The 26,570-nt window shown below is 65.6% G+C and carries 28 protein-coding genes and 1 pseudogene; 16 read left to right on the top strand and 13 right to left on the bottom strand.

The window, feature by feature from the left end:
- Positions 1 to 103 precede the first annotated feature (103 nt).
- From BM070_RS04860 to BM070_RS04835, 6 genes are all read left to right on the top strand, one after another.
- Positions 104 to 862 carry a sulfite exporter TauE/SafE family protein gene (locus tag BM070_RS04860; RefSeq protein ID WP_092938053.1) on the top strand — a complete coding sequence of 253 codons (759 nt, stop codon included), beginning with the start codon at positions 104 to 106 and terminating at the stop codon, positions 860 to 862.
- Between the two features lie 33 nt (positions 863 to 895).
- Positions 896 to 1,819, top strand: a complete 924-nt coding sequence (gene rocF, locus BM070_RS04855) for an arginase (protein ID WP_092938051.1) — start codon at positions 896 to 898, stop codon at positions 1,817 to 1,819.
- 208 nt (positions 1,820 to 2,027) lie between these two features.
- Complete coding sequence (locus BM070_RS04850; RefSeq protein ID WP_092938049.1) at positions 2,028 to 2,792, top strand: ABC transporter substrate-binding protein; 765 nt, start codon at positions 2,028 to 2,030, stop codon at positions 2,790 to 2,792.
- A gap of 66 nt (positions 2,793 to 2,858) precedes the next feature.
- On the top strand, positions 2,859 to 3,641 hold the full coding sequence (locus tag BM070_RS04845) for an amino acid ABC transporter permease (RefSeq protein WP_092938047.1): 783 nt from the start codon (positions 2,859 to 2,861) through the stop codon (positions 3,639 to 3,641).
- Positions 3,638 to 4,390 (top strand): amino acid ABC transporter ATP-binding protein, encoded by a 753-nt coding sequence (locus tag BM070_RS04840; protein ID WP_092938045.1) that lies wholly within the window; start codon positions 3,638 to 3,640, stop codon positions 4,388 to 4,390. The genes BM070_RS04845 and BM070_RS04840 overlap by 4 nt, the downstream gene beginning before the upstream one ends.
- Positions 4,391 to 4,584: 194 nt before the next feature.
- Positions 4,585 to 5,481, top strand: a complete 897-nt coding sequence (locus BM070_RS04835) for a DMT family transporter (RefSeq protein ID WP_092938043.1) — start codon at positions 4,585 to 4,587, stop codon at positions 5,479 to 5,481.
- Between the two features lie 60 nt (positions 5,482 to 5,541).
- Here BM070_RS04835 and mrdA read toward each other — a convergent pair whose 3' ends face one another.
- The 4 genes from mrdA to BM070_RS04815 form a co-directional block, all read right to left on the bottom strand.
- Complete coding sequence (gene mrdA / locus BM070_RS04830) at positions 5,542 to 7,485, bottom strand: penicillin-binding protein 2 (RefSeq protein ID WP_092938041.1); 1,944 nt, start codon at positions 7,483 to 7,485, stop codon at positions 5,542 to 5,544.
- 116 nt (positions 7,486 to 7,601) lie between these two features.
- Positions 7,602 to 8,120 (bottom strand): rod shape-determining protein MreD, encoded by a 519-nt coding sequence (gene mreD / locus BM070_RS04825; protein WP_092938039.1) that lies wholly within the window; start codon positions 8,118 to 8,120, stop codon positions 7,602 to 7,604.
- Positions 8,117 to 9,040 carry a rod shape-determining protein MreC gene (mreC, locus tag BM070_RS04820; protein WP_092938037.1) on the bottom strand — a complete coding sequence of 308 codons (924 nt, stop codon included), beginning with the start codon at positions 9,038 to 9,040 and terminating at the stop codon, positions 8,117 to 8,119. Before mreC ends, mreD begins: the two co-directional genes overlap by 4 nt.
- Before the next feature lie 134 nt (positions 9,041 to 9,174).
- Positions 9,175 to 10,218, bottom strand: coding sequence for a rod shape-determining protein (locus BM070_RS04815; protein ID WP_092938035.1), 1,044 nt, complete (start codon positions 10,216 to 10,218; stop codon positions 9,175 to 9,177).
- Positions 10,219 to 10,431: 213 nt separating this feature from the next.
- Here BM070_RS04815 and gatC point away from each other — a divergent pair, with 213 nt between their 5' ends.
- From gatC to gatB, 3 genes are read left to right on the top strand one after another with little or no spacing between them, the layout of a single operon-like run.
- A complete protein-coding gene (gene gatC / locus BM070_RS04810; RefSeq protein WP_092938033.1) occupies positions 10,432 to 10,731 on the top strand; it encodes an Asp-tRNA(Asn)/Glu-tRNA(Gln) amidotransferase subunit GatC in 300 nt (99 codons plus the stop codon).
- A 22-nt stretch (positions 10,732 to 10,753) separates the two neighbouring features.
- Complete coding sequence (gene gatA, locus BM070_RS04805) at positions 10,754 to 12,247, top strand: Asp-tRNA(Asn)/Glu-tRNA(Gln) amidotransferase subunit GatA (RefSeq protein WP_434803163.1); 1,494 nt, start codon at positions 10,754 to 10,756, stop codon at positions 12,245 to 12,247.
- Between the two features lies 1 nt (position 12,248).
- Positions 12,249 to 13,706, top strand: a complete 1,458-nt coding sequence (gene gatB / locus BM070_RS04800; protein ID WP_092938029.1) for an Asp-tRNA(Asn)/Glu-tRNA(Gln) amidotransferase subunit GatB — start codon at positions 12,249 to 12,251, stop codon at positions 13,704 to 13,706.
- 45 nt (positions 13,707 to 13,751) lie between these two features.
- Here gatB and BM070_RS04795 read toward each other — a convergent pair whose 3' ends face one another.
- A complete protein-coding gene (locus BM070_RS04795) occupies positions 13,752 to 14,450 on the bottom strand; it encodes a DUF4124 domain-containing protein (protein ID WP_092938027.1) in 699 nt (232 codons plus the stop codon).
- Complete coding sequence (gene pyrE, locus BM070_RS04790; protein WP_092938025.1) at positions 14,447 to 15,151, bottom strand: orotate phosphoribosyltransferase; 705 nt, start codon at positions 15,149 to 15,151, stop codon at positions 14,447 to 14,449. The genes BM070_RS04795 and pyrE overlap by 4 nt, the downstream gene beginning before the upstream one ends.
- Before the next feature lie 10 nt (positions 15,152 to 15,161).
- Between pyrE and BM070_RS04785 the strand changes: the two genes are divergently transcribed.
- Together BM070_RS04785 and BM070_RS04780 are read left to right on the top strand one after the other, a co-directional pair.
- On the top strand, positions 15,162 to 15,854 hold the full coding sequence (locus BM070_RS04785) for an exodeoxyribonuclease III (RefSeq protein ID WP_092938164.1): 693 nt from the start codon (positions 15,162 to 15,164) through the stop codon (positions 15,852 to 15,854).
- A 32-nt stretch (positions 15,855 to 15,886) separates the two neighbouring features.
- Positions 15,887 to 17,476, top strand: a complete 1,590-nt coding sequence (locus BM070_RS04780; protein ID WP_092938023.1) for a recombinase family protein — start codon at positions 15,887 to 15,889, stop codon at positions 17,474 to 17,476.
- Here the strand turns inward: BM070_RS04780 and BM070_RS04775 are convergent.
- Complete coding sequence (locus BM070_RS04775) at positions 17,465 to 17,719, bottom strand: helix-turn-helix domain-containing protein (protein WP_092938021.1); 255 nt, start codon at positions 17,717 to 17,719, stop codon at positions 17,465 to 17,467. The genes BM070_RS04780 and BM070_RS04775 overlap by 12 nt on opposite strands.
- 261 nt (positions 17,720 to 17,980) lie before the next feature.
- Here BM070_RS04775 and BM070_RS04770 point away from each other — a divergent pair, with 261 nt between their 5' ends.
- Positions 17,981 to 18,793, top strand: coding sequence for a hypothetical protein (locus BM070_RS04770; RefSeq protein ID WP_092938019.1), 813 nt, complete (start codon positions 17,981 to 17,983; stop codon positions 18,791 to 18,793).
- On the opposite strand, the gene BM070_RS04765 is transcribed toward BM070_RS04770, so the two are convergent.
- A complete protein-coding gene (locus BM070_RS04765; RefSeq protein ID WP_139222766.1) occupies positions 18,783 to 19,973 on the bottom strand; it encodes a hypothetical protein in 1,191 nt (396 codons plus the stop codon). The two genes, BM070_RS04770 and BM070_RS04765, sit on opposite strands and share 11 nt — an antisense overlap.
- Positions 19,974 to 20,328: 355 nt before the next feature.
- A complete protein-coding gene (locus BM070_RS04760) occupies positions 20,329 to 21,720 on the bottom strand; it encodes a MobA/MobL family protein (protein WP_175518421.1) in 1,392 nt (463 codons plus the stop codon).
- A 238-nt stretch (positions 21,721 to 21,958) separates the two neighbouring features.
- Here BM070_RS04760 and BM070_RS24060 point away from each other — a divergent pair, with 238 nt between their 5' ends.
- Both BM070_RS24060 and BM070_RS04755 read left to right on the top strand, forming a co-directional pair.
- Positions 21,959 to 22,204, top strand: a complete 246-nt coding sequence (locus BM070_RS24060; RefSeq protein WP_139222765.1) for a hypothetical protein — start codon at positions 21,959 to 21,961, stop codon at positions 22,202 to 22,204.
- A gap of 59 nt (positions 22,205 to 22,263) precedes the next feature.
- Entirely contained in the window at positions 22,264 to 23,052 is a 789-nt protein-coding gene (locus BM070_RS04755) for an exodeoxyribonuclease III (protein ID WP_092938013.1), read from the top strand.
- A 35-nt stretch (positions 23,053 to 23,087) separates the two neighbouring features.
- Here the strand turns inward: BM070_RS04755 and BM070_RS04750 are convergent, their stop codons facing one another.
- Positions 23,088 to 23,420 carry an EmrE family multidrug efflux SMR transporter gene (locus tag BM070_RS04750; protein ID WP_092938011.1) on the bottom strand — a complete coding sequence of 111 codons (333 nt, stop codon included), beginning with the start codon at positions 23,418 to 23,420 and terminating at the stop codon, positions 23,088 to 23,090.
- Between the two features lies 1 nt (position 23,421).
- Positions 23,422 to 23,964, bottom strand: coding sequence for a TetR/AcrR family transcriptional regulator (locus BM070_RS04745; protein WP_092938008.1), 543 nt, complete (start codon positions 23,962 to 23,964; stop codon positions 23,422 to 23,424).
- A gap of 87 nt (positions 23,965 to 24,051) precedes the next feature.
- Here BM070_RS04745 and BM070_RS25090 point away from each other — a divergent pair.
- Together BM070_RS25090 and BM070_RS04740 are read left to right on the top strand one after the other, a co-directional pair.
- Positions 24,052 to 24,174, top strand: a pseudogene (locus BM070_RS25090) (exodeoxyribonuclease III); the annotation flags it as partial.
- A gap of 157 nt (positions 24,175 to 24,331) precedes the next feature.
- Positions 24,332 to 24,976, top strand: a complete 645-nt coding sequence (locus BM070_RS04740; RefSeq protein WP_092938006.1) for a Fic/DOC family protein — start codon at positions 24,332 to 24,334, stop codon at positions 24,974 to 24,976.
- Here BM070_RS04740 and BM070_RS04735 read toward each other — a convergent pair.
- A complete protein-coding gene (locus BM070_RS04735; protein WP_092938004.1) occupies positions 24,960 to 25,208 on the bottom strand; it encodes a hypothetical protein in 249 nt (82 codons plus the stop codon). The two genes, BM070_RS04740 and BM070_RS04735, sit on opposite strands and share 17 nt — an antisense overlap.
- 193 nt (positions 25,209 to 25,401) lie before the next feature.
- Entirely contained in the window at positions 25,402 to 26,565 is a 1,164-nt protein-coding gene (locus BM070_RS04730) for a YeiH family protein (RefSeq protein WP_092938002.1), read from the bottom strand.
- Positions 26,566 to 26,570 lie beyond the last annotated feature (5 nt).

Genomic DNA, 26,570 nt, shown 5'->3' with positions numbered 1-26,570 from the left:
TGAACCCGGCGCTTTTTTTTCGTCCGTTCCCGGGCGCCGGCCCTGCCCCGGCCCCTCGCCGATGCCCATCCAGGCACTGCGGCGATGCGACAATCGCCGCCCTATGGAATGGATCATCGTTTCGCTGGCCTCGCTGCTGGCCGGCTTCGTGGACGCCATCGTGGGCGGCGGCGGCCTCGTGCTGCTGCCCGCCCTCTTCGCCACCTTCCCCACCGCGCCGCCCGCCACGCTGATGGGCACCAACAAGAGCGCCGCCGTCTGGGGCACCGGCATCGCCACCTGGCAATACAGCCGCCGCGTGCAGATGCGCTGGCAGGCCATGCTGCCGGCCGCCCTCGCGGGCTTCGCGGGCGCCTTCGCTGGGGCGTGGACGGTGACCATCATCTCGGCCGACTTCCTGCGCAAGCTGCTGCCGCTGATCCTGGTGCTGGTGCTGATCTACACGCTGGCCAAGAAGGAGCTGGGCCGCCACCATGCGCCGCGCCTGGACGGCCGCGCCGAAACCGCCGCGGCCTGCGCCATCGGCCTGGCCATCGGCTTCTACGACGGCTTCTTCGGCCCGGGCACCGGCAGCTTCTTCGTGTTCCTCTTCGTGCGGCTGCTGGGCTACGACTTCCTCAACGCCTCGGTCTCGGCCAAGCTGCTGAACCTGGCGACGAACATCGCCGCGCTGATCCTCTTCACGCTCAAGGGCCATGTCTGGTGGCACTTCGCCCTGCCGCTGGCCGTGGCCAACGTGCTGGGCAGCGTGCTGGGCGCGCACATGGCGCTCAAGCACGGCACGGGCTTCGTGCGCGGCATCTTCATCTTCGTGGTGAGCGCGCTGATCCTCAAGACCGGCTACGACGCCTTCCTGCGCTGAGCCACCGTCCCCCCTGCCTGGAGCCTCCCGCCCATGACCGCAGCCCCGCCCACCCTGACCCTGATCGGCGCCCCCACGGACGTGGGCGCCAGCGTGCTCGGCGCCAGCATGGGCCCCGACGCGCTGCGCATCGCCGGCATCGCCCGCGCCCTGCGCGCCCGCGGCTTCGAGGTGATCGACCGCGGCAACCTGCCCGGCCCGGGCAACCCGCAGGAGCAGCCCGCCAGCGGCTTTCGCCACCTGGCCGAGGTGACCGCCTGGAACGAATCCGTCTATGCCGCCGTGCTGGCCGACCTGCGCGCCGGCCACCTGCCGCTGATGATGGGCGGCGACCACTGCCTGGCCATCGGCTCGATCAGCGCCGTCGCCCAGCACTGCCGCGAGAACGGCCGGCGCCTGAAGGTGCTGTGGTTCGACGCGCATGCCGATGCCAACACGCCCGAATCCACGCCCAGCGGCAACCTGCACGGCATGCCCGTGGCCTGCCTGCTGGGCCACGGCCCGGCGGGCCTCACCGCGCTGGGCGGCACCACGGCGCTGCTGCCCGGCCAGATCGGCCAGGTGGGCCTGCGCAGCGTGGACGACAGCGAAAAGCAGTTCGTGAAGGAGCACGGCATCGAGGTGTTCGACATGCGCGCCATCGACGAGCTGGGCATGCGCGCGGTGATGGAAGCCGCGCTGCGCGGCGTGGATGCTGACACGCACCTGCACGTCAGCTTCGACATGGACTGCCTGGACCCGTCCGTCGCCCCCGGCGTGGGCACGGCCGTGCGCGGCGGCCCCACCTACCGCGAGACGCAGCTGTGCATGGAGATGCTGGCCGACAGCGGCGCGCTGCGCTCGGCCGACCTGGTGGAGCTGAACCCCGCGCTCGACATCCGCAACCAGACCGCCGAGCTGGCGGTGGACCTGCTGGAGAGCCTGTTCGGCAAGTCCACGCTGATCCGGCGCGGCTGAGCGGCGGCGCCGGGCCCCGAACTTGCATGCGGCCCGCCCAGGGTTTGCGGCAGTGGCCCGCAAAAGGGCGCCTCTCTATAATGTGACCTTCCCGTGACGCCCTGCAGCCCACCCGCTGCGCTGGCTCGCGAACCCCACGCTCCCGGCTTCGCCAACCGCCAAGCCGGTTTTTTTGTACCTGGATACAACCCCCTCTCAGGAACAGCCAATGAAGATGTTCAAGACGATCGCCACGGCGCTGGCACTGTGCGCCGCGTTCTCCGTGCAGGCCCGCACGATCGATGCCATCAAGCAGGACGGCAAGATCGTCATCGCCACCGAAGGCCAGTTCGCCCCCTTCAACTACTTCGAAGGCACCAAGCTCACCGGCTTCGAGGTCGAAGTGGCCGAAGCCGTGGTCAAGAAGATGGGCCTGAAGCTCGAATGGAAGACGCTGGGCTTCGACGCCCTGCTGACCGGCCTGCCGCAGGACCGCTGGGATGCCGTCATCGCCTCGCACGGCGTGAACGAAGAGCGCTCCAAGGCCGTGACCTTCGGCGAGCCGCACTACTGCTCGGGCGGCATCATCGTCTCCATCGACGGCAAGACCCGCACCGGCGCCGACCTGGCCGGCAAGGTGGTGGCCGTGCAGACGGGCACCAGCTACCTGGAGCAGGTCAAGAAGGTCGCCGGCGTGAAGGACGTGAAGAACTTCCCGCAGGACACCGACGCCCAGCGCGCCCTGATCTCCAAGCGCGTGGACGCCTGGGTCAGCGACAAGTTCGTGGCCAAGGAAGCCGCCACCAAGAACCCCAAGGCCGGCTTCAAGATGGGCGACATGCTGTTCATCGAGCACATCGCCCCGGCCTTCGCCAAGGGCAACACGGGCCTGGCCCAGGCCTGGAACAAGGCCTTCGACCAGATCCTGGCCGATGGCACCTACGCCGCCATCTCCAAGAAGTACTTCAACGAAGACGTGCGCTGCACGAAGTAAGCGCCTTGTGACCACCCCACCGGCGCCCGCGGCTCACGCTGCGGGCGCCGGCCTTATTTGAATCCCATGTTGACCGCAATCTGGCCCCAGCAGTGGAGCCGCCAGCAACGCAGCAATGCGACCCTGGTGACCGCCCTCGTGCTGATGGTGCTCGCCCTGTCCCTGCTGGGCTGGGTGCTCTCCTTCCTTCCCGAGCCCATCGGCAACAACGCGCAGGCGTTTTCCGACGGCGCCCGCACCACGCTGTGGCTCACGCTGGTGAGCGGCGCCGTGGGCCTGGTGCTGGGCACGGCCGCCGCGCTGGCGCGCACCGCGCGCTTCATCGGCCTGCGCTGGCTCGCCGGCATCTACATCTGGGCCATCCGCGGCACGCCGCTGCTGGTGCAGATCCTGTTCGTCTATTTCGCGCTGCCGGTGCTGGTGCCGGGCGCCAACCTGCCCGACTTCGCCGCCGCCGTGGTCGCCCTGGGCCTGAACGTGGGCGCCTACAACGCCGAGGCGATCCGCGCCGGCCTGCTGGCCGTGCCGCGCGGGCAGACCGAAGCCGCCCGGGCGCTGGGCCTCTCGCGCACCTACGTCTTCTTCGACGTGGTGTTCCCGCAGGCCTTCAAGATCTCGCTGCCGCCGCTGGTCAGCAACTTCGTGGCGCTGCTGAAGGACTCGTCCCTGGCCTACGCCATCGGCGTGGTGGAACTGACCAACGTGGGTAACCGCATCCAGTCGGCCACCTTCCAGCCCATCGCCACGCTGACCACGGTGGCCGTCACCTACCTGCTGCTGACCACGCTGGTCACCCAGGTGTCCAACGCCATCGAACACCGCTTCGACGTGGAAGGACGCGTGCAATGAAGTCCCCTCAGACCGGCAACCACTACATCGTCGCCGACCGGGTGTGCAAGTCGTTCGGCACGCACCAGGTGCTCAAGGAGGTCTCCACCGCCTTCAACACCGGCGAGGTCACCGTCATCATCGGCGCCTCGGGCTCGGGCAAGAGCACGCTGCTGCGCGCCATCAACCGGCTGGAGCCGCACGACAGCGGCACCATCACCATCGGCGGCGTCGAGGTGACGGACGACCAGCGCACGCTGCTGCTGCAGCGCAGCGAGGTCGGCATGGTGTTCCAGCAGTTCAACCTGTTCGGCCACATGAGCGTGCTGGACAACGTGACGCTGGCGCCGCGCCGCATCCGCCGCATGCCGCGCGCCCAGGCCAACGAAAAGGCCATGGCCCTGCTGCGCCGCGTGGGCATGCAGGACCACGCGCACAAGTACCCCTGGCAGCTCTCGGGCGGGCAGCAGCAGCGCGTGGCCATCGCCCGCGCCCTGGCCATGGAGCCCAAGGTGATGCTGTTCGACGAGCCCACCTCGGCGCTCGATCCCGAGATGGTGCAGGAAGTGCTGGACGTGATGCGCGAGCTGGCGCGCGGCGGCATGACCATGATCGTGGTCACGCACGAGATGGGCTTCGCCCGCGAGGTGGCCGACCGCGTGATGTTCTTCGACCAGGGCCGCATCGCGCACGATGCGCCGCCGGCCGAGTTCTTCAGCAACCCGGCCAACGACCGCATCCGCGCCTTCATCGGGCGCATGAGCGCATGAGCGTTTGAAACGCCTGCACGCCGGGGCTGCCGCCGCACGTCGGCCCGCCCTGGTGCTCCTGAAACCGGAGCGGCCTGCGCAGGTTTTGCGCGGCATTCGGGTACAAAACCCTTGAAACCCTTATGGAGCGAGCGCACTGCGCTCCATTTTCCATAGCAGGGCCTGGCGGCCCTTCACCCACCTTCCCTTCACCTATGCGCGCAGAACGACTGGGCCTGCTGGCCCTGCTGCTGGTGACCCTGGTCTGGGGCACCACCTTCCCGGCCATGAAGCTGCTCTCCGCGCAGCTCGACGCGCTGCAGCTGATCTGGCTGCGCTTCGCCATCGCCCTGGTGGTGCTCGCGCCCGTGTGGCGCGGCCTGCGCCGGGCGGAGCTGCGCTGGGGCCTGCTGCTGGGCGGGCTGCTGTTCCTGGCCTTCTGGCTGCAGATCGAGGGGCTGGCGCGCACCAGCAGCAACCGCAACGCATTCGTCACCGGGCTCAACGTGCTGGTGGTGCCGCTGCTGGCCATGGCGGTGCTGGGGCGGCGCTACGGCTGGCCGCTCTGGGCCGCCTGCGCGATGGCGCTGGCCGGCATGGCGCTGATGTTCCACGAGAACGAGCCCTGGAACCTGGGCGATACGCTGACGCTGGCCAGCACGGTGTTCTACGCCATCTACATCCTCACGCTGGAAGACTGCGCGCGCCGCACCGCGCAGGCGCCGCTGCGCGCCACGCGCATGGCGGCGGTGCAGGCGCTGGTGATGTTCGCCGCATCGGCCGTGCTGCTGCTGATCCGGCACGGCGGCGTGGCCTCGTCGCTGGACACGCTCGCGGCCCTGCCGGCGGCCTCGTGGGCGGCGCTGCTCTATCTGGGCATGGTGGCCAGCGTGCTGGTGGTGACGCTGCAGGCTTGGGGCCAGCAGCGGGTGGACGCGATGCGCAGCGCCATCGTCTTCGGGCTGGAGCCGGTCTTCGCCGCGCTCACGGCCTGGGTGCTGATCGGCGAACGCATGGGCCCGGCGGGCATGGCCGGCGCGGCGCTGATCGTGCTGGCGCTGGTGGTGAGCCAGTGGCAGCCGGCGGCGGCGCCGCTCAAGAGCGCCAGCTAGCGGCCTGCTTTCCGGCCCGGCCCGGGCCGCAGGGTTCTGCGAGCAGCGCCTGAAACCCGCTCAGGGCGCGGTGACGAGCGGCACATCGGCCGCTCGGCGCGGCGTGCCGATGGGCGCGCTGGCCTGGCCCTTGGCCACGGCGGCCATGTCTTCCACGCTGGGGTACTGGCCCAGCAGCACGTAGTCGAACACGCGGCGTGCGATGGGGCCGGCAGCCGCGGCGCCGAAGCCGGCGTTCTCCACGATCAGGGCCACGGCCACCTGCGGGTTCTCGGCCGGGGCGAACGCGGCGAAGAGCGAGTGGTCGCGCTGGTGCTCTTCCATCGCCTTGGCGTTGTATTTCACGTTCTGGCCCAGGCTCACGGCCTGCGCCGTGCCGGTCTTGCCGGCCGAGGTGTAGGGCGCGCCGGCGAAGATCCGGGTGCCCGTACCGCCCTTGTTCACGGACACGAGCGCGTTGCGCACGATCTCCACGTTCTTGCGCGCGTAGCCCAGCGGCTGGCCGGGCGGCTGCGGCACCTCGGTGACCTGGCCGCTCACGGTGTCGCGGATCGCCTTGACGAGGTGCGGCCGAAAGCGCGTGCCGCCATTGGCCAGCGTGGCCTCGGCGCTGGCCAGCTGCAGCATGGTGAAGTTGTTGTAGCCCTGGCCGATGCCCAGCGACACGGTTTCGCCCGAATACCAGCGCCGCTGCTCGGGGCGCTTGTAGGTGTTGCGCTTCCACTCGGTGCTGGGCAGCACGCCGCGCACCTCGCCGCCCAGGTCGATGCCGGTGAGCTGGCCGAAGCCCAGCGGCTTCATGAAGTCGTGGATGGTATCCACGCCCATGTCCACCGCGAGCGAATAGAAGTAGGTGTTGCTGGAGAACTGGATGGCGCGCTGCATGTCCACCGGGCCCAGGCCGCCTTCGTGGCTGCGGAAGGTGCGCCCGCCGTAGGTGAAATAGCCGGGGTCGTTGAAGATCGCCGTGGGCGAGCGCTTGCCCAGCTCCAGCGCGCCCAGCGCCATGAAGGGCTTGTAGGTGGAGCCGGGCGGGTAGGTGCCGCGCAGCGCGCGGTTGAGCAGCGGCTTGTCGATCGATTCGTTGAGCGCCTGCCAGTTCTCCGAGTCGATGCCTTCGACGAACAGGTTCGGGTCGAAGGTGGGCTTGGAAACCAGCGCCAGGATCTCGCCGTTGCGCGGGTCGATGGCCACCAGCGCGCCGCGCCGGTCGCCGAAGAGGTCTTCCACCATCTTCTGCAGCTTGATGTCCAGCGACAGCATCACCGTGTTGCCCGGCGTGGCCGGGTAGCTGGCCAGGCGCCGCACGGCATGGCCGCCGGCGGAGGTCTCCATGCGCTCCACGCCGGTCTGGCCGTGCAGCGTGGTCTCGAAGCTCTGCTCCACGCCCAGCTTGCCGATGTGGTCGGTGCCGCGGTAGTTGGCGGCCTCGTCCGAATCCTCGATGCGGGCCTTCTCGCGCTGGTTTATGCGGCCGATGTAGCCGATGGCATGGCTGGCCACCTCGCCCATCGGGTAGGTGCGAAAGAGCCGCGCCTTCACGTCCACGCCGGGGAAGCGGTAGCGCTGGGCCGTGAAGCGCGCCACCTCTTCGTCGGTCAGCCGGGTGCGGATGGGCAGCGACTCGAAGCTGCGCGCGTCCTCCATCAGCCGCTTGAAGCGGCGGCGGTCGCGCGCATGGATGTCCACCACCTTCGAGAGCTCGTCGATGGTGCCTTCGAGGTCATCGACCTTGGACGGCGTGATCTCCAGCGTGTAGGCCGAATAGTTGGTGGCCAGCACCACGCCGTTGCGGTCCACGATGAGGCCGCGGTTGGGCACGATGGGCACGACCGCCGTGCGGTTGCTCTCGGCCTGCTCGGCCAGGTCTTCGTGGCGCACCACCTGCAGCACGATCAGGCGCCCGACGATCAGGCAGAAGGCCAGGAAGACGACGGCCCCCACGGCCAGCACGCGCATCCGGAAGCGGGACGCGTCGGCCTCGTTGTTGCGCAGCTCGGTCATGCAGGCTCAGAAGGTGTGAAGGGGGCAGCCAGGGCGCGGGCTGCGGCGGGTGGCGGCAACGCGGCAGGGGCGGGTTCTGGCGGGGCGGGCGGGCACGGCGGAGCGTTCATGCCCTTTTAGAGGGGCCGGTTCTCATCGGGTTCCGGCGGACGGCGCTGGGGCGCGAGCAGCACCCAGCTGGCCAGCGGCCAGAGCAGTGCTTCCAGCACCGGCGCGGCCAGGCCTTCGATGCCCGGCACGATGCCGCCGGTCAGCAGGCGCAGCAGCAGCTCGATGGCATGGGCCACCACGAAGAGCGGCAACACCTGCAGCGCCTGCGGCCACACGCTGAACCACAGCAGGCGGCGGTGCGCGTAGATGGCGCCGTACATCAGCGCGATGTAGGCCAGCGCGTGCTGACCCAGCAGGGCCGACTGCACCACGTCCATGCACACGCCCAGCGAGAACGCCACGCCCATGCCCACGCGCTGGGGCTGGTGCACGCCCCAGAACGCCAGCAGCACCAGGAGCAGGTCGGGCGTCCAGACCACGCGGCCCAGCGGCAGCATGTTGAAGGCCAGCGCGGCCAGCAAGCTGGCCGCGATGAAGAGCGGGCGTGCCGGCAGCAGCAGCTGCTGGCCTTTGGGCATGATCATCGGCGGGCCTTGTTGCTGCGCTTGGGCGCTGGGTCGGGAGGGGCCGGGCGCTCGGGCAGCTCGTCGGTGAGCGGCTGCAGCACCATGACGTGGCGCGCGCCCAGCATCTGGGCCAGCGGCACGCAGTAGATGCGTGCGAAGGCGGAATCGGCACGGCGCTCCACGCGCACCACGCGCGCCACCGGCAGGCCCGAGGGGTACAGGCCATCGACGCCGCTGGTGGTGAGCAGGTCGCCCTCCTGCACGTCGGCATTGCCGGGCATGAAGCGCAGCTCCATGCCGCCGCTATGGGCGGCCACCGGGTCGCCGTAGGCCACGCTGCGCGCGCCGGTGCGGACGTTCATCACGGGAATGGCCTGGTCGCGGTCGATCAGCAGCGTGACCTCGCTGACCAGCGGCAGCACCCGGGTCACCTGGCCCAGCACGCCGGCGGCGTCCATCACCGGGGAGCCCAGCTGGACGCCCGCCACCTGGCCGCGGTCGATGACCACGCGCCGGGTGTAGGGGTCCGCCGTGTCGTAGATGACCTGGGCGGCATGGGCGGGCGTGGTGAGGCGCTCGCGCAGTTCGAGCAGCTTGCGCAGGCGGGCGTTTTCCTGCTGCAGGTCTTCGGCCTGGTTGACGCGCTGCGCCATCTCGGCCATCTTGCGCTGGGCCTCGTCGCGGGTCTGCTGGGCAGTCTCCAGCGTCTGCAGGTAGTCCGCCGCGCGGCGGGCGAAGTCCACCGGCTGCAGCATGGTCCACTGCAGCGGATACAGCACGGTCGAGATGGCGTTGCGCAGCAGGCCGGTGACGCCGAAGCGGGCGTCGGCCACCATCAAAAACAGCGCCAGGGCGCTGTAGAGGACGAGGCGGGAAAGCGGCGACGGCCCTTGCCGGAAGAAGGACGGAGCAGACCGCTCAAGGGTGCCGAAGAACATGCGAAGGACCTGTCAGGGCAAGGCGGCGCCAGCAAGGGGCGGGCTCAGGCAGCAGCCCGAAGCGCGCACGCCTGCGCCGGCACGGCGTACCGCCCTGCGCAGGGGCCAGCCACCAGGCGCAGGGCCATCTCGCCTCACTCGCTCGTGAAGATGCTGCCCTGGCGGTCCATGCGCTCCAGCGCGATGCCGCAGCCGCGCACCACGCAGGTCAGCGGGTCTTCGGCCACCAGCACGGGCAGGCCGGTTTCCTCGGCCAGCAGGCGGTCCAGGTCGCGCAGCAGCGCGCCGCCGCCGGTCAGCATCATGCCGCGCTCGGCGATGTCCGCACCCAGTTCGGGCGGGGTCTGTTCCAGCGCGTTCTTGACGGCCGAGACGATCTGGTTGAGCGGATCGGTCAGGGCTTCCAGCACTTCGTTGCTGGAGATGGTGAAGCTGCGCGGCACGCCTTCGGACAGGTTGCGGCCCTTGACTTCCATCTCGCGCACTTCGGAGCCCGGGAAGGCCGAGCCGATGTGCTTCTTGATGGATTCAGCGGTGGGCTCGCCGATCAGCATGCCGTAGTTGCGGCGGATGTAGTTGATGATGGCTTCGTCGAACTTGTCGCCGCCCACGCGGACCGAGCCCTTGTAGACCATGCCGCCCAGCGAGATCACGCCGACCTCGGTCGTGCCGCCGCCGATGTCCACCACCATGGAGCCGGAAGCTTCCGACACCGGCAGGCCGGCACCGATGCCGGCGGCCATGGGTTCCTCGATCAGATAGACGGCGGTGGCGCCGGCGGCCTCGGCCGCGTCCTTGATGGCGCGGCGCTCGACCTGGGTCGAGCCGCAGGGTACGCAGATGATGATGCGCGGGCTGGGCGTGAGCAGCGTGCGCGGATGCACCATCTTGATGAACTGCTTGATCATCTGCTCGGTGATGACGAAGTCGGCGATCACGCCGTCCTTCATCGGCCGGATGGCTTCGATGTTGCCGGGCACCTTGCCCAGCATGGCCTTGGCCTCGCGGCCGACGGCCTGGATGACCTTCTTGCCGTGCGGGCCGCCTTCGTGGCGAATGGCTACGACCGACGGCTCGTCCAGCACGATGCCCTTGTCACGGGCGAAGATCAGGGTGTTGGCAGTGCCAAGGTCAATGGCAAGGTCGGTGGAGAAGTACCGACGGAAGGCTCCGAACATTCAATATTCCTCTTGGGCACGGCACGCGCTTCGGCTGGCCGTCGCCTGGTTTTACGGGGTGTTTGCTGGCTTTTTTCGCCCAATGACCGGCGTTGGAGAGGCTATTGCGGCAAAGGCGGGATAATACCGCATCCCCTGTGAATAACTTTCAATCGCGCGTGGCTGAATTGGGCTTTACATCCCGTTTCTGCGCGCCGACATCGCTCCCACCCTATGGCACTGACACCCCAGGATATCGGCCGCATCGCCAATCTGGCGCGGCTGGAACTCAGCCCCGCCGACAGTGAGCGCATGCTCACCCAGCTCAACGGCTTCTTCGGCATCGTCGAGAAGATGCGCGCCGTGGACACCACCGGCATCGCACCCCTGCCCCATCCGGTGGCGGCGATCCAGGACGTGGCGCTGCGCCTGCGCGAGGACGTGGCCAGCGAGCCCGACCAGCGCGAGGCCAACCAGCGCAGCGCGCCGGCCGTCGAGCGCGGCCTGTTCCTGGTGCCCAAGGTCATCGAGTGAGGAGCGGCGCAGCATGACCGACATGAAGAACTCCGCCCTGCACGACCTGAGCGTCGCCGACCTCGCCCGCCACCTGGCGGCCAAGCAGGTCTCCGCCGTCGAGGCGGCGCAGCACTTTTTGGCCCGCGCCAACGCCCACCGGCAGCTGGGTGCCTTCGTGGCCGTGAACGAAGAGGCCACGCTGGCCCAGGCCCGCGGGCAGGACGCGGCCATCGCCGCCGGCACGGCCGGCCCGCTGGCGGGCGTGCCCATCGCCCACAAGGACATCTTCGTCACGCGCGACTTCCCCACCACCGCCGGCTCGAAGATGCTGGCCGGCTACCGCTCGCCCTTCGACGCCACCGTGGTCACGCGCCTGGCCGATGCCGGCGCGGTGACGCTGGGCAAGCTCAACTGCGATGAATTCGCCATGGGCTCGGCCAACGAGAACTCGGCCATCGCCCCCGTGGGCAGCGATGCGCCCGCCCCCGTGCGCAACCCCTGGGCCACCGACCGCGTACCGGGCGGCTCCTCGGGCGGCAGCGCCGTGGCCGTGGCCGCGCGCCTGGCCCCCGCCGTGACGGGCACCGACACCGGCGGATCCATCCGCCAGCCGGCCTCGTTCTGCGGCGTCACCGGCATCAAGCCCACCTACGGCCGCGCCAGCCGCTACGGCATGATCGCCTTCGCCTCCAGCCTGGACCAGGCCGGCCCGATGGCCCGCAGCGCCGAAGACTGCGCCCTGCTGCTCTCGGCGATCTGCGGCCCCGATCCGGACCGCGACTCCACCAGCCTGGACGTGCCCGCCGAAGACTTCAGCGCGAAGCTGAACGACTCCATCGACGGCCTGCGCATCGGCATCCCGGCCGAGTTCTTCGGCGAAGGCCTGGCGCCCGACGTGCGCGCCGCCGTGGATGGCGCGCTCAAGGAATACGAGAAGCTCGGCGCCAAGCTGGTGCCCATCACGCTGCCGCGCACCGAGCTGTCCATCCCGGTGTACTACATCATCGCGCCGGCCGAGGCCTCGTCGAACCTGAGCCGCTTCGACGGCGTGAAGTTCGGCCATCGCGCCAAGGACTACACCGACCTGGTGGACATGTACAAGAAGACGCGCGCCGAAGGCTTCGGCGACGAGGTCAAGCGCCGCATCATGATCGGCGCCTACGTGCTCTCGCACGGCTACTACGACGCCTACTACCTGCAGGCGCAGAAGATCCGCCGCATGATCGCCGACGACTTCCAGAACGCGTTCAAGGAATGCGACCTGATCGCCGGCCCGGTGGCCCCCACGGTGGCCTGGAAGCTGGGCGAGCACAGCAACGACCCGCTGGCCGACTACCTGGCCGACATCTTCACCCTGCCCGCGTCGCTGGCCGGCCTGCCCGGCATGAGCGTGCCCGCCGGTTTCGGCGAAGGCGGCATGCCCGTGGGCCTGCAGCTCATCGGCAACTACTTCCAGGAAGGCCGCCTGCTGAACGCCGCGCACCGGCTGCAGCAGGCGACCGACTTCCACCTCCGCGCGCCGGGAGGCCTGTGACATGACGACCACCAGCAAATTGATCCACGGCTACGAAGTCGTCATCGGCTTCGAGACCCACACCCAGCTCGCCACGCAGTCGAAGATCTTCAGCCGTGCGCCCACGGCCTTCGGCGCCGAGCCCAACACCCAGGCCTGCGCGGTGGACCTGGCGCTGCCCGGCACGTTGCCGGTGATGAACCGCGAGGCCGTGGCCTGCGCTATCAAATTAGGACTGGCCCTCGGCTCCACGATTGCGCCGGAGAGCATTTTCGCCCGCAAGAACTACTTCTACCCCGACCTGCCCAAGGGCTACCAGATCAGCCAGTTCGAGATCCCGGTGGTGCAGGGCGGCGAAGTGTCGTTCTTCCTGGGCGACGAGAAGAAGACCGTGCGCCTGGTACGCGCCCACCTCGAGGAAGACGCGGGCAAGTCGCTGCACGAGGACTTCATCGGCCAGTCGGGCATCGACCTGAACCGCGCCGGCACGCCGCTGCTGGAGATCGTGACCGAGCCCGACATCCGCAGCAGCGAGGAAGCCGTGGCCTATGCCCGCGAGCTGCACAAGATCGTCACCTGGATCGGCATCTGCGACGGCAACATGCAGGAAGGCTCGTTCCGCTGCGACGCCAACGTCTCCGTGCGCAAGCCCGGCGCTCCGCTGGGCACGCGCCGCGAGATCAAGAACCTGAACAGCTTCAAGTTCATGCAGCAGGCGATCGACTACGAGATCCGCTGGCAGATCGACCAGATCGAGGACGGCCACGCCATCCAGCAGGCCACCGTGCTGTTCGACCCCGACACGGGCGAAACGCGCGCCATGCGCACCAAGGAAGACGCGGCCGACTACCGCTACTTCCCCGACCCGGACCTGCCGCCGCTACGGATTTCGGAGCAGTGGGTGCAGGAAGAGCGGGCGCGCATGCCCGAACTGCCGCGCACCATGGCGGCGCGCTTCGTGGCCGACTACGGCCTGCCCGAATACGACGCGACCACGCTCACGCAATCGAAGGCCATGGCGGCCTACTTCGAAGAGGCCGCGAAGGCCAGCGGGCAACCGAAGCTCGCGAGCAACTGGATCATGGGCGAGATCTCGCGCCGCGTGAATGCTGGCGAGACCGACATCGCCGCCGCGCCGGTCACGGCCGCGCTGCTGGCGAAGCTCGTCGGCCGCATCGCCGACGGCACCATCTCCAACGCCGCCGCCCGCCAGGTGTTCGAGGCGCTCTGGACCGGCGAAGGCAGCGACGTGGACGCGCTCATCGAGGCCAAGGGCCTCAAGCAGATGAACGATTCCGGCGCGCTGGAGAAGATCATCGACGAGGTGATCGCCGCCAACCCCGACAACGTGGCCCAGTTCAAGGCCGGCAAGGACAAGGCGTTCAACGCGCTGGTCGGCCAGGCGATGAAGGCCAGCCGCGGCAAGGCCAACCCGCAGCAGGTCAACGACATGCTGCGCGCCAAGCTGGCTGCGGCCTGAGGCTGACGCCCAGGCCATGGCGCCTGGGCCTGGGCGGTGGGCGGCTCAGCGCTCCGCCGCGGCGGCTTCCGGCGCGGCCGGCTTGCCCGCCCAGATCGGCTGCAGCACGGCCCGTTCGGCATCGAAGCGCTGGTTCACCCGGCGCTTCTCGGCCTCCTGCGCGGCCACGAAGCGCTTGTGCGTCTCCAGGACCTGGTCCTGCTCGGCCAGCTGCCGGCGCAGCGCCATGGGTGCCTTGCCCGGCGTGCCGGCGTAGGCGGCCAGTTCCGCCTCCAGCTTATTGCGGTCGCGCAGCAGCTCATCCACATGCTTCTGGGTCACGGCAGTCACGTCGTCCACCCGGGCCAGCGCCGCGGCGCGCTCGGCATCGTGCGCGCTCTGCGTGGGGTAGCGCGCGGCCAGCACGCGCTCGCGCCGGCGCTCTTCGGCCACGCGGGCGCGCTCGGCGGCCTCGCGCTGGTGCTGGGCCTCGGCCGCGGCGCGTTCGTTCTCGGTGAGCGACGGGCCCATGCGGCGGCGCTCCGCGCCCGTCTGGTCCAGCACGCGCTGCTCGCGGTCGTTGCATTCCGGGATCGGGCGGTCGGCCGTGAGGCGACGGCCCTGCCGGTCGATGCAGGTATAGACGCTGCCGCCGCCCGGCGCAGGCTGCGCCCAGACGGAGCCCGCGCAGCAGAGGCCGGCCAGGGCCACGCCAGCAGCGGCCAGCGCACGCGGGCCGATGGGCTGGCGGGCCGCAGGACTCATGCGGCGCCTACGCCGTAGCGTTCGCGGTAGGCCAGCACGCGTTCGTGGTGGGCCGCCATGTCGGCGCCCGCGCCGCTCTGCGCCAGATACTGCAGCAGGTCGGCCAGCGTGGCGATGGTGCAGACCTGCATGCCGAGCTGGTTGCGCACGTACTGCACGGCGCTGTGGTCCACGTCCTGGCCGTTCTCGGTGGCCTTTTCCTGCCGGTCCAGCGCGATGGCGATGGCGTGCGGCACGGCGCCCGCGGCGCGGATGAGGGCGATGGATTCGCGCGCGGCCGTGCCGGCGGACATCACGTCGTCCACGATCAGCACGCGGCCCTTGAGCGGCGCGCCCACCAGCGTGCCGCCCTCGCCGTGGTCCTTGGCTTCCTTGCGGTTGTAGGCGAAGGGCACGTTGCGGCCCAGGCGGGCCAGCTCGACGGCCACCGTCGCGGCCAGCGGAATGCCCTTGTAGGCGGGGCCGAAGACCATGTCGAACTCGATGCCGCTGGCGACCAGCGCCTTTGCATAGAATTCCGCCAGCCGACCCATCTTGGCGCCGTCGTCGAACAGCCCGGCATTGAAGAAGTACGGGCTCATCCGGCCCGCCTTGGTCTTGAATTCGCCGAAGCGCAGCACGCCGGAGGCCTCGGCGAAACGCACGAAATCCTGCGCCAGGGAGCCTTGCTGCTCCACCGGCTGCGCCTTGTCTGTCACCATGAATGCACCTTTGTTCAAATTAACCAGCCTCAACCTCAACGGCATCCGCTCGGCCACCTCGAAAGGCGTCGAAGCCTGGATCGCCGCGAACCGGCCGGATTGTATTTGCGTGCAGGAGATCAAGGCCCAGTCCGCCGACATGCAGGGCCGCTTCGAGCAGCTCGCCGGCCTCACGGGCCACTTCCATTTCGCGGCCAAGAAGGGCTATTCGGGCGTGGGCATCTATACGCGCCATGAGCCTACCGACGTCATCGTCGGCTACGGCTCGACGGAATTCGACGCCGAGGGCCGCTACGTGGAAGCGCGCTTCGACACGCCCGCGCGCAAGCTCTCCATCATCAGCGCGTACTTCCCCAGCGGCTCGTCGGGCCCCGAGCGGCAGGAGGCCAAGTTCCGCTTCCTGGCCGAGTTCCACCCGCACCTCATGCGGCTGAAGGCCGAGCGCGAACTCATCCTGTGCGGCGACATCAACATCGCCCACCAGCAGATCGACCTGAAGAACTGGCGCAGCAACCAGAAGAACAGCGGCTTCCTGCCCGAAGAGCGCGCCTGGATGACCCAGCTGCTGCACACCGCCGAAGCCACGGGCGGCCTGATCGACGTCTATCGCCGGCTGCAGCCCACCGCCACCGACACGGCCTACACCTGGTGGAGCAACCGGGGCCAGGCCTATGCCAACAACGTGGGCTGGCGGCTGGACTAGATGATGCGTCAAAAAACCCGCAAAATCCGGGCATGACTACCACCCGCGTTTACTCCTACCGTCGCTTCTCATCAGGCCGCCAAGCACACGGCCACAGCCTCGAACGGCAGACCGCATCAGCGCGGGCATGGTGCGTTGAACACGGCTACGAACTCGACGAGGAGTTCGAGCTATCCGACATGGCAACTTCGGCCTATACGGGGAAAAATGCCACGGACGGAGCGCTAGCGGCGTTCCTGCTGGCGGCAAAGGGCGGAAAGGTGCCCAGTGGCTCCATTTTGCTTGTGGAAAGCCTGGATCGCCTCTCTCGAAACCACCTGACGGAAGCGATTGCCTTACTTACCTCAATTGTCCAAGCAGGCATCCGGGTGGTCTCGCTACTGGATGGCAAGGAGTGGAACCGAGAAAACATCAACGACACCATGAACTTCATGCTGTCCGTGCTGTTGTTCGCCCGTGCCCATGAGGAAAGCGCTACGAAGGCGAAGCGTGTGCGAGCAGCCTTTGCAAAAAAGCGGGACGCTGGCTTGGCGGTTGTTTCGCATGGGCATGGACCGGGATGGGCGTATCCACGAGAGGACCGGCAAGGCTGGGAGTTGGACGAAGCGAAGGCGGAGTCCGTGCGAAAAGTCTTTGAGCATGTGGCCGGTGGGCTGGGAGGCGTAGCCATAGCGAGGCTCGCTAATTCGGAGGGTTGGACGCTTCCGTGGCGAAACCGAGCCAACACCAACACGCGATGGGAACACACACAGGTCAGCCGATTGGTCCGCGACCGTCGCGTGGTGGGTGAGTGGCAGCCCAAGCAGATGGTTGACGGTTCGCTGGTGCCACTCGGCGACCCGGTATCCGACTACTTTCCACGGGTCATCACCGATGAGCTTTGGGGAAAAGTCCATGTCGCTTTGGATGCGCGGACTGGGATACCACGAATACGCGGTGTCAAGGCCGACGTGTTGGCGGGCCTCTTCTATTGCCGATGTGGGGAGAAGATGCAGCGCAAAGCCCCCTGGAAGCGAGGCTATGCCCGCTACTACTGCCTCGGTCAAATTGCAGGGAAAAGCGACTGCCGCTCCATCAGTGAAGCAGCCATCATCGACCATGGCTTCTCGTTACTGGGAACACTGGAACACGGCCAGTTCCAAGAAACCGAAGCGCTAAGGCTTGCACGTGCGGCCATTGACGAGGCGGTGGCCAAGCTGGCGGAACTCGACGAACGCGCCGCACGGTACATGGATGCAATCGAGGAAGGCAGCGGCCAGGGCATCAAGCTCATCACCGAGCGTTTGCGGCGAATTGAAGCCGAGCAGGACGCTTTGCAAGCAGTGCTTACCCAGCGCCGAGCAGAGTTGGCGGCTGCTCCGAAAACAGGGGTGGATTTCGGCGCGCTCTTCGCATACGACGTCCGGGCGGCGGTGGCGGACAAAGAAGCAGTCAAAGAGCGGCACCGCATCGCGACCGCACTGAACCGACTCCTAATCAAGATAGTGTGGGAGCCACCCAGCTTCCTGATGATGTACACCAGGGACGGGGGCATGGTTGCCCACATATTCCAGAAGGGCCAGTTGGACAGAGCACCTCGGCGTGACAGGGGCACAACTCATAGTTCGCGGTCAAGTCGGTAACTGCGCCGGTCCATCAACTAGCTTGTCCAGCGCTACACCCGGTTTGATGCCACAGGCTTGGCACCATCGCACGTAGAGAAGCACGTCCAGAAAGTTTTCTCCACGTTCAAGCTTGGATACATAAGACTGGCCGACGCCCAGCGTTTGCGCCATTTGGATTTGTGTCAATCCGGCTTGCCTTCGTATAGAGCGCAGCACCCTGCGCAAGTCTTCGTAGTCAGCATGGTAAAGAGAGGCAGACATGCCTCACATCGTTTAGTCCAACTAGGAATAGTCGTAACACGACTTTCTTGAGCTACGATGCGCCCCTGGTTGCGGCGTGGTGCCGCCATCGTCAACAGGAGGTCATCGCTTATGAAACTTGCAATCCTTGCCTTCACCGTCGCAGCCTTAGCAGGCTGCGCAACCTCCATCCCTCCGACAGCCAGCCACGGCCCGGCATCACCCGTTCAGCCACTTTCGTGGGCAACTGGCACCAATGGCATGGCGGATTGAGGGAAACAGATGCGCTCCATCATTGACAAAATACGCGCGTCGCTTGCCGCTAGCGTGGGCCTCGCCCTCCTCAGCTTCGGCGCCCATGCCACCGACATTGCTGGCGTCAAGCTGGGAATGTCAGTCGCAGAGGCAAAAGCGGCCTTCGGCAAACCTGCGCAGATGAAGGTCATCCCGATCTACACGAACAAGGTCGAAAGCGGCCTTGCTGCTTGGCAAGGGGAGCGGCTTTACGACAACTCGTGGAGTGGGCCACTCGATGAGTTCGTGGCATTCAAGGGCCACGCCGACAGCGTTTGGTTCGTGCAGAAAAATCAGCGCCTGCCGAAGACCGCGCGATACACCCGCCAAGTCCTGCTGGAAGCAGTCCGGAAGAAATTCGGTAAAGAGAGCTTCATCAAGGGTGAGATGGGCGACAAGTTCGGGGCCATCGTGGTTGGATGGGAGTTCGACCAAGATGGCAAGCAGTACTTTGGCCAGTACTCCGAAGGAGGACGAACCATCACGGGCGCGGCGATACCGGCAGCACCATGCCGGATGTTCGACGTTGTGAGGATTGGCTCAAACCCCACAGGAGGGGACAACTTCCTTCCGGAGCCCATGTCTATCGTCCTACCATCCGAGTTCAAGCGTTCATGCAGCCGCGCGTACTACGCCGAATGGACCCATGATGGAGACGGGCTTGTGGAAGCCGTAGCACTAAGAGCCATTGACTCCGCTGCCATGTTGCGCGCCATAGATGGCAAAAACGCGAGCAGCGAAGCCGATGCACGAAAACGGGTCCAAGACCAACAGAACAAGGGCGCGAAGCCTAGCTTGTGACGGATATCGTGAACTGGTCGAAGTAGTCGTCCGGCCAATCCCAGAAGGACAGCGGGGCACTGTTCGGCGTGCGCCGGTCACGCGCCCTCGCCTCTTTGCATAGTGCCTCCACCATTTGTAGCACCTTCGCGGTGTCGCCGTCCCTCGCTGCGCGCAGAATCATGGCCAAGCCTGGGCGCGGAGAGTCGGGGCACGTCGCGGTCAGGTGGTCGCGCATCGGATAGGTAATGCGCACCGGCTCGGGCGCGTCAGCGGAGAGGTTTTCCCTCTCCGCCTGCCGCTCCTCATCCTCCCAAGCTGTGCAAGTCGGAATGCCCAGTTTTTTGGCAATGTCGCCCGCGTGAAAGCGGCTACGGCCTTGTAGCGCTTCGATAGCGCGCAGCCATTCGGCGGATGCCTTGGCATCGCCTCGGCCGGCCCGGTCCAACAACTGCCCCAGCAGCAACCCCTTTTTGCGAGCCTTCTTGGTGTCGTGGTTCGACATTTCGTGAGCCAATTCCTGCTTGGCGAGGTAGTCCGCCATGGCGTTCAGTTTCAGGTCAAAGCCATGGTCGTTGCACTTGCCGCCCACCTGGGCCACCGCCTTTTCCCATTCGGCGCGGGCAAGCGCTTCGAAAGCGGTCAAATCCACCCCTAGCAGGTAGGTCAGAAGGACGTGGAAGTGCCCATGAATGCCATGGACGCCTACGGGCGCTTCAAAACTTTTCAGCTTTCCCATGCAGCCGATTGCCTTGTACCGTCGGGACATGTTCTTGTCGAAGAGCTTGAAGGCAGCGTGCAGCAGGTCAACAGAGTCCTTCCAGTTGCCGTCGTAGCTGTGGGCCATGGTGAACGTCATCATCGCGGCACCCAAACCATGGGCCTCCAATGCCGGAATCAAGGCGGCACGAATCCACGAGCGGGCCTGCGAGACTCGGGCGCGGGCACACTGGTCGCAGGTCCAGACGTTCCCGCATTTGAAGTGGCCGTGGAGCTTCGCGCCGTCCGCGCCAACCTCAATTTCCGCGTGAGTGGAGTCGAATCCGAAGGCGCGCCAACGACCGCAGCCGACCACCGACGACCCCCTGAGATTTTGGCCGTTGCGGTGGTAATAGCCCGCCATCAGCCGCGATGCGGTTGAAACGCGGATATACGACCTATTAGGGCTCGTTTTTGATGGTGTTTTTTGGTCAAGCGACATCGCCGGCTTTCGCGCCGACTTGTTTACTTGACAATGAACGATGAATTAGTATCATGGACTTGTTCCCTGTACTGCATTTCCGTCGAAAAGAAAGGTGCAGTAAAAAAGGCCCGCCCCGTGCGGGCCTTTTTCTTTGTCCAATCAACTTATCAATTTAAGGTAGGCGGGGTCAAGTGATGATGAGGGCAGGCCGCTCTTGATATCAGGTTGAAGCGATGTGTCGGAGTATTCCTATTCTTCCCAAGGTCGGCAGCCTGATATCAATTTTGCTTTGTGGCCCTCATCCATTTTTATCCAGAAAAATAGATGAGGTCGCCCCCGCGAGGCGGCGGCGATAATTAAAGAATGATATCAATCACCACTCCCACGGTTCGGGAATCTTTGGCGTTTGGTGCGGCGTCAAAGTGAAAGGGCCATTCCAAGTGTTGGACGGGGTTGCGCTGTGGTCTTCTGGTCCGGGCACCGGATTGGGACGGGGAGCATCGGGCAATGTCGCCTCGTGCGCCTTGACCCGCTCGCGGTGCTCGGGCCATTGCATCCACTCGTCATATTTGCGCTTGCGCTCGGGGTCATTGATGTACGCAGTCAAGGCCGTGTCGTTCTTCCTGCACCGCTCTATGGCCGCTCGGGCTTCGACTACCTTCTCTTCGTAAATCGCCAGGGTGTCCCGGACGCCGAAGGTGCGGAGCATTTTCGCCATCATGGAAACCAGTGGGTTGGGCGGGTCTGCTTCAAGCTCGCGAAGATGCGCTCGCCATTTGTTTGCCACTTCACGCCCCTCCTCTCGTCTGGCATGGGCCCGCTTTACTTCACGAAAGGCGTGCCGAAGGTCAAGCGAATTCGTGAGCTGCGATATCCGCTGTTGGGCATCCTCCGCCAAGGGGCTAGCACTGGGGGCAAATGGCCGACTTAATGGACGCTCTTGGGGCACTTCCGCGTTGACGATCTGGTGTTCCTGGGTTGCTGTGCTTGCGGCAACATGCAACGCTGCCTGGACCTGCGCGGACGTCTCTTTTGACTCTTCCATGATGCGTTTGAGAAGGGGGCGAGCCTCCACAATCGCTAAATTCTCCGCTTCCATGGCCTCGCGCAGTTCGGCGGGCGCGTTGACCGGAATATGCGCGGTGGGGATGTGCCATTCCTCCACCTCGACAAACTTCCCGGCGTAGACATACCAGTCGTCGCCGTTGGCCTGGGCATGCGCGTTCATGATGCGGCAAAGCTCTTCCCGCATTTTCTTCACCTCGCCGGTTTTCATGTCGTCAAGAATTCTGGTTTTTTTCCCAAAATTCATTTCTGCATCCACCTCCCTGGTCGTGAACAAAATATGGACATGGTCATTTTGTCCATTGGCTGGGCGATGGATGGAAGCCATCACTGCAACCCCGTAACGAGCCACTAGCATTTCCGCCAAACCACGAACACAAAGCAGCCGCTGCTCGTCTGTCCACCCGTGCGGTAGAGGGACCATCAGCTCACGAGCGACAGCCGAATTCTTGCGCTTCTCTGACCGTTCGGCTTTGTTCCAGAGGGTGCCGATATCCTCAAAACCCATTTTTAGCCCATCCACCCCGAATAACTCCGTAGAGACGTGGCCGGTCTTGGGACGGTAATCGGGCGATTTTCCAAGTTGCTCATCGTGCAATAGGGTGCAGGCACGGTAAGCAGCCGCTGCGACGGCGTTACGGCCTTTGGACCGCTGCAAGACTTGCAGCGAGGGGGTAAACCAAGTGGCGAGGTTAGGCACGGCACCCCCGAAGGCGATTGCGAAGCAACGGGGTCCAGGGGCGCAGCCCATGGCGAACGCAAACTCGAAGAGTTTGCATAAGTGAGCCCTTGCAGGGGGCTACTCGGGGGCTGGGACTAATTAACGCGCTCGGGACATTCACCCTATATAAATTAGCACAATCAAAAAGAAAGTGTTAATTTAGCATGAGAAATAGGAGATATATATCGTGGCTAGTATAAATGCGTTGAAAAAGAGAATGAGCCAATTGGACGCTGAAAAATCGGCCCTTCTCGCCAAGGTTTCAGTAACAGCCCGAAAAAATGCTGCTGCCCGCAAATACTCTCTTGGCGGCGCACTGTTGAAGCTGGCGACCTCCGACCCAGGAGCTTACGAGGTGTTGAAAAAGGCTTGGGCACTGGGAGAAAAGGACAAGCCCCGAGCGTTCGAGGATGCGAGCATCCCGAGCCCAGTTCTCCCCGCAGCGCCTGCGACAATGCGCTAGGGCGTTGCAGTCTCGGTGGTCCAAGGCGGTACGCAGTTGTTAATTGAATCAGGACAGGCATGCGCATCATCACCGCGAACCTCAACGGCATCCGCTCGGCCGCGAGCAAGGGATTTTTCGATTGGGCAGGGCAGCAGGAAGCCGACGTCATCGGTGTCCAAGAAGTCAAGGCCCAAGACGAACAGGTCAAGGGCATCCACTGCCACATCGGCAAGATGGCCGGGCAGTTCCACTACGCCCAAAAACGCGGTTATTCAGGCGTGGGCATCTACATGCACGAAGCGCCGTCCGATGTGGTCATCGGCTTAGGCGACAACGAGTTCGACAACGAAGGACGGTGGGTTGAAGCACGCTTCGACAAGCCCGGCCGCAAACTCAGCATCGTGAGTTGCTACTTCCCTAGCGGGTCATCAGGTGAAGAGCGCCAACAAGCCAAGTTCCGGTTCCTCGCCTTGCTTTACCCCAAGCTACTGTCCATGCGCGAGGAGCGGGAGTTCATTCTGATGGGGGATGTAAACATCGCCCATCAGAATGCCGACCTGAAAAACTGGCGTAGCAACCAGAAGAACAGTGGCTTTCTACCCGAAGAGCGTGCGTGGATGACCAAGGTGCTAAGTGAAGGCGGGCTCGTGGACGTGTATCGTCGCCTCCATCCTGACACGACAGAGACTTGCTACACATGGTGGAGCAACCGGGGTCAGGCCTACGCCAACAACGTTGGGTGGAGACTGGACTACCAGATAGCGACCCCGGGATTGGCGGAACTGGCTCGTTCCGTCAGCATCTACAAGGGCCAGAAGTTCAGCGACCACGCCCCGGTAGTCGTTGACTACGACATGACGCTTTAAGCCGACCGACACCCTTCCCACGTTCCAGGTCGCACTCAGTGTGCAGCGCTTTTGGAGAAGAGGTTGAGAACGATGACACCAGCGACGATCAGGCCGATGCCAGCAATCGCCGCAAGGTCGAGTTTTTGACCGTGAAGCAGCCAAGCAATGAGGGAGATGAGCACGATGCCGCATCCTGACCAAATCGCGTAGGCGATGCCGGTCGGAATCTCCTTCAATGTCTGCGAGAGCAGGTAGAAGCACACAGCGTAAGACACCACGGCGGCCACACTGGGCCACAGCCGGGTAAAGCCCTCCGATGTTTTCATGAAGGTCGTGCCAACCACTTCCAGAGCGATGGCACCGCCGAGAAATACGTACGAGTTCATTTCAGTTTCCTTCCGTTAGTTGAAGAAGTTCCGCCCCAAGGGCTTCGCGCTCTGCTTCCGATAGCTGGTAGGTACCCAGCATGTCCGACAGCCAAAGGCCATCTGCCGCAAGACGTGCTACTAGCTTTCCATTGACACCAGCACCGTCGTTTTTTCTGTCTGCTTGCACCCAGCGGTTCCATCTGGTTGCCAAAGCACGGTCGATGACGCAGGCAACAAGCAGCGCACGCCAGCGACGAGCCAATTCATCGTCGGTTTGAGCTTTCACGGTCGCGGCGACGTACGCGCCCGCTGCCGACAGACCAACCCCGGCCGTCTGAACCTGAGCAACGAAATGCAGTTCAAGCTCGTCGTATAGAGCCATCAGTAATGCTTCACGGGTGCCGAAGTGGTGTTGCACGGCTCCTTTGGTCACACCCGCCAGAGAGGCCACCTCGCCGATGGAAAGTGGAACGCCTTCGGACAGTAACTCCACACATGCGGCCAGCAGCCGCTCTCTGACTACCTGCGGTTGCTTGGGGCGATGGAGTCCAGTTTCGAGCATGCCGCAATCATAACATTACGGTCGTATTCTTTGGGCCTGTTGCACAAAGTTTTGCTGCTGATGCCCTACCGATAGTGGGTTTTTTGCCGCACCATCTACCACCTGGCGACGCCGGCCATCGCCGCGCTGGCGCGCAGCGAGAACATCTACAAGGACGTGAAGTTCTCGGACCACGCTCCGATCACGGTGGAATACGACTTCACCCTCTGAACACGCCCACCCAAGCAGCTGGCGCTCGCCCCATGGCTCCCCAGAAAGACCTTCGACACATGCTTAACGAGTGCCGCTCGAAGACTTGGGGCGAGTTCCGGGAAGCCAGTCATCTTCCAGGCCCATTTGCAGGGCACGACGTCTGAACAGCAGAACGATGACCAGCCGCTATCACACCAGCGGAGCCGAGGGCGAGTTCGAACCGGGCTCGAATGAGCAGGTGCTGCGCAACCTGGTTGGCATCAAGTCCGTAGATGACATGGACGAGCTTGAATTGCAGCTCCTGGGCGATTTGTACGAAGAGGTGCTTCTGCAGAATCTGCCGAATCGCCAGCTAACGGTGGACGACCTCAAGCGCTGGCACCGAATGTGGCTGGGCAACGTCTATCTCTGGGCAGGGCAGGAGCGCTCAGTCAACCTTGGCAAGGGCGGCTTTCAGTTCGCCACCGCAGGGCTGCTTCCAGGCTTGCTGAAGGATTTCGAACGGAAGTGCCTCAGGAGATGGACGCCCTGCAACCACCTGGCCCCGGACGTGCTGGTGAGCGCCATCGCCGTGACGCATGTGGAACTGATCTTGATTCACCCGTTTCGCGAGGGCAATGGGCGCCTGTCCCGCCTGCTCGCCGATGTGATGGCAGTGCAGGCCGGCCATGAGCCGCTGGACTACAGCGGCTGGGAGCAACACAAGACGGCCTACATCGGTGCGATCCACGCCGGCTTCTCCGAAAACTACGGTCCCATGGAGCGGCTTGTGGCCCAGGCCATGGCCGCAAGCGCTGGCGACCTCAGCGGGCCAGCTTGACGCGGGGAAACCTCACCACAGGCTGCTGTAGCCGGCGCTCCAGCAGGACGACGCTGTGGCCGGTTTCGACGGCGGTGGAGCTGGCCACAGACCGCAGCACCGCTTGGCGGCTAGGGGCCTTGCGTGGGGGTACGGTGGTCTTGGGCATGCGGTAGTGTTGCGAGGTCAGGTTTTGGATTTTATCGATAAGCCACGGTCTGGCTTTCATGGAGAAGAAGAGGCCGAATTCCATGCCAAGGCGTGCCCTGCTCCACCCGCCCGCCCGCCCGCCCGCCCGCCCGCCCGCCCGCCCGCCAGGAAGATCATTCACACGCATTGCAGCCTGCTAAGAGCGGCTATCAAAACCCAGCGAAGCGGTTCTGGCTAGGCGCGGCATCGCAGGCAGTAAGGGTAGTACGACAAGTTGCGACAACGACGCGTGCCCCTCACCCCTGCAGCAGCCAGCCGACGCCCAGGTTGATGGCCAGCCCGCCGCAGACCAGCCACACGAACAGCGTGGCCGCCAGCGCCAGCGGACGGATGCCGGCGCGGCGGATGGCAGAGACGTGCGTGGTCAGCCCGAGGCCGGCCATGGCCATGGCCAGCAGCACCGTGTCGATCTCGGTCAGGTGGGCGACGGCGGCGGCCGGCAGCACGTTCAGCGAATGCAGGCCAGCGACCGCGACGAAGCCCAGGGCGAACCAGGGGATGGCGATGCCGCCGCGCTGCGGGGCGCTCCCGCCGCCCTCCGCACCATCGGCAGCGCCTTGCCGGCCGTGGGCCGCGGCATCGCGCGACAGCCATGCCGAGAGGATGACCAGGAAGGGCGCGAGCATCATCACGCGGACCATCTTGGCGATCACGGCCGTATCGGCAGAAGCCTCGCCGACGGCGCGGCCGGCCGCCACCACCTGGGCGACCTCGTGGATCGTGGAACCCGCGAAGACGCCGTAGGCCTGGGCGGAGAGGTCGATGAGATGGTGCTGCGCGTTGAACTGGTAGAGCAGCGGGTAGAGGAAGATCGACACCGTGCCGAACACCACCACCGTGGCGACCGCGACCGTCACCTGCTCCGCCCGGCCGCGCACGACGGGCTCGGCCGCCATCACGGCCGCAGCGCCGCAGATGGAGCTGCCGGCGCCGATCAGCATCGCCGTGCGGCGGTCCAGCCCGAACACCCGGGTGCCGAGAAAGCACGCCAGCGCGAAGGTGCTGCCCAACACGGCCGCATCGATGGCGACGCCGGCCCAGCCGACATGGCCGATGTCCTGGAAGGTCAGCCGCAGGCCGTAGAGCACGATACCCAGGCGCAGCAGGCGGACCTTGGAGAGATTCACGCCCGCTCCGGCCACCGCGCCCATGCGGGCATATACGGTGTTGCCGACCAGCATGCCCAGCACGATGGCCAGGGTCAGCGCGCTGATGCCGTGGGATGCGAACCACGCGAGTTCGCCGAGGTGGATGGATGCGAACGCCAGCGCCCCCGTGAGCGCCAGGCCCGGCAAGGCCTGGCGCAGCGAATGCGCCAGGGCGGCGCTCCAGCGGGCCAGGGGGACCGGAGCGTGCGCGAAGGAGGTGGCGACGGGAGCCGAGGAGGGGGCGGTGTGCATAGTTT

Origin of the sequence: Paracidovorax wautersii, assembly GCF_900113035.1 — a bacterium.
Lineage (GTDB): Bacteria > Pseudomonadota > Gammaproteobacteria > Burkholderiales > Burkholderiaceae_C > Paracidovorax > Paracidovorax wautersii.
The sequence above is the reverse complement of the archived record's forward strand: the minus strand, read 5'-3'. Positions and strand labels throughout refer to the sequence as shown.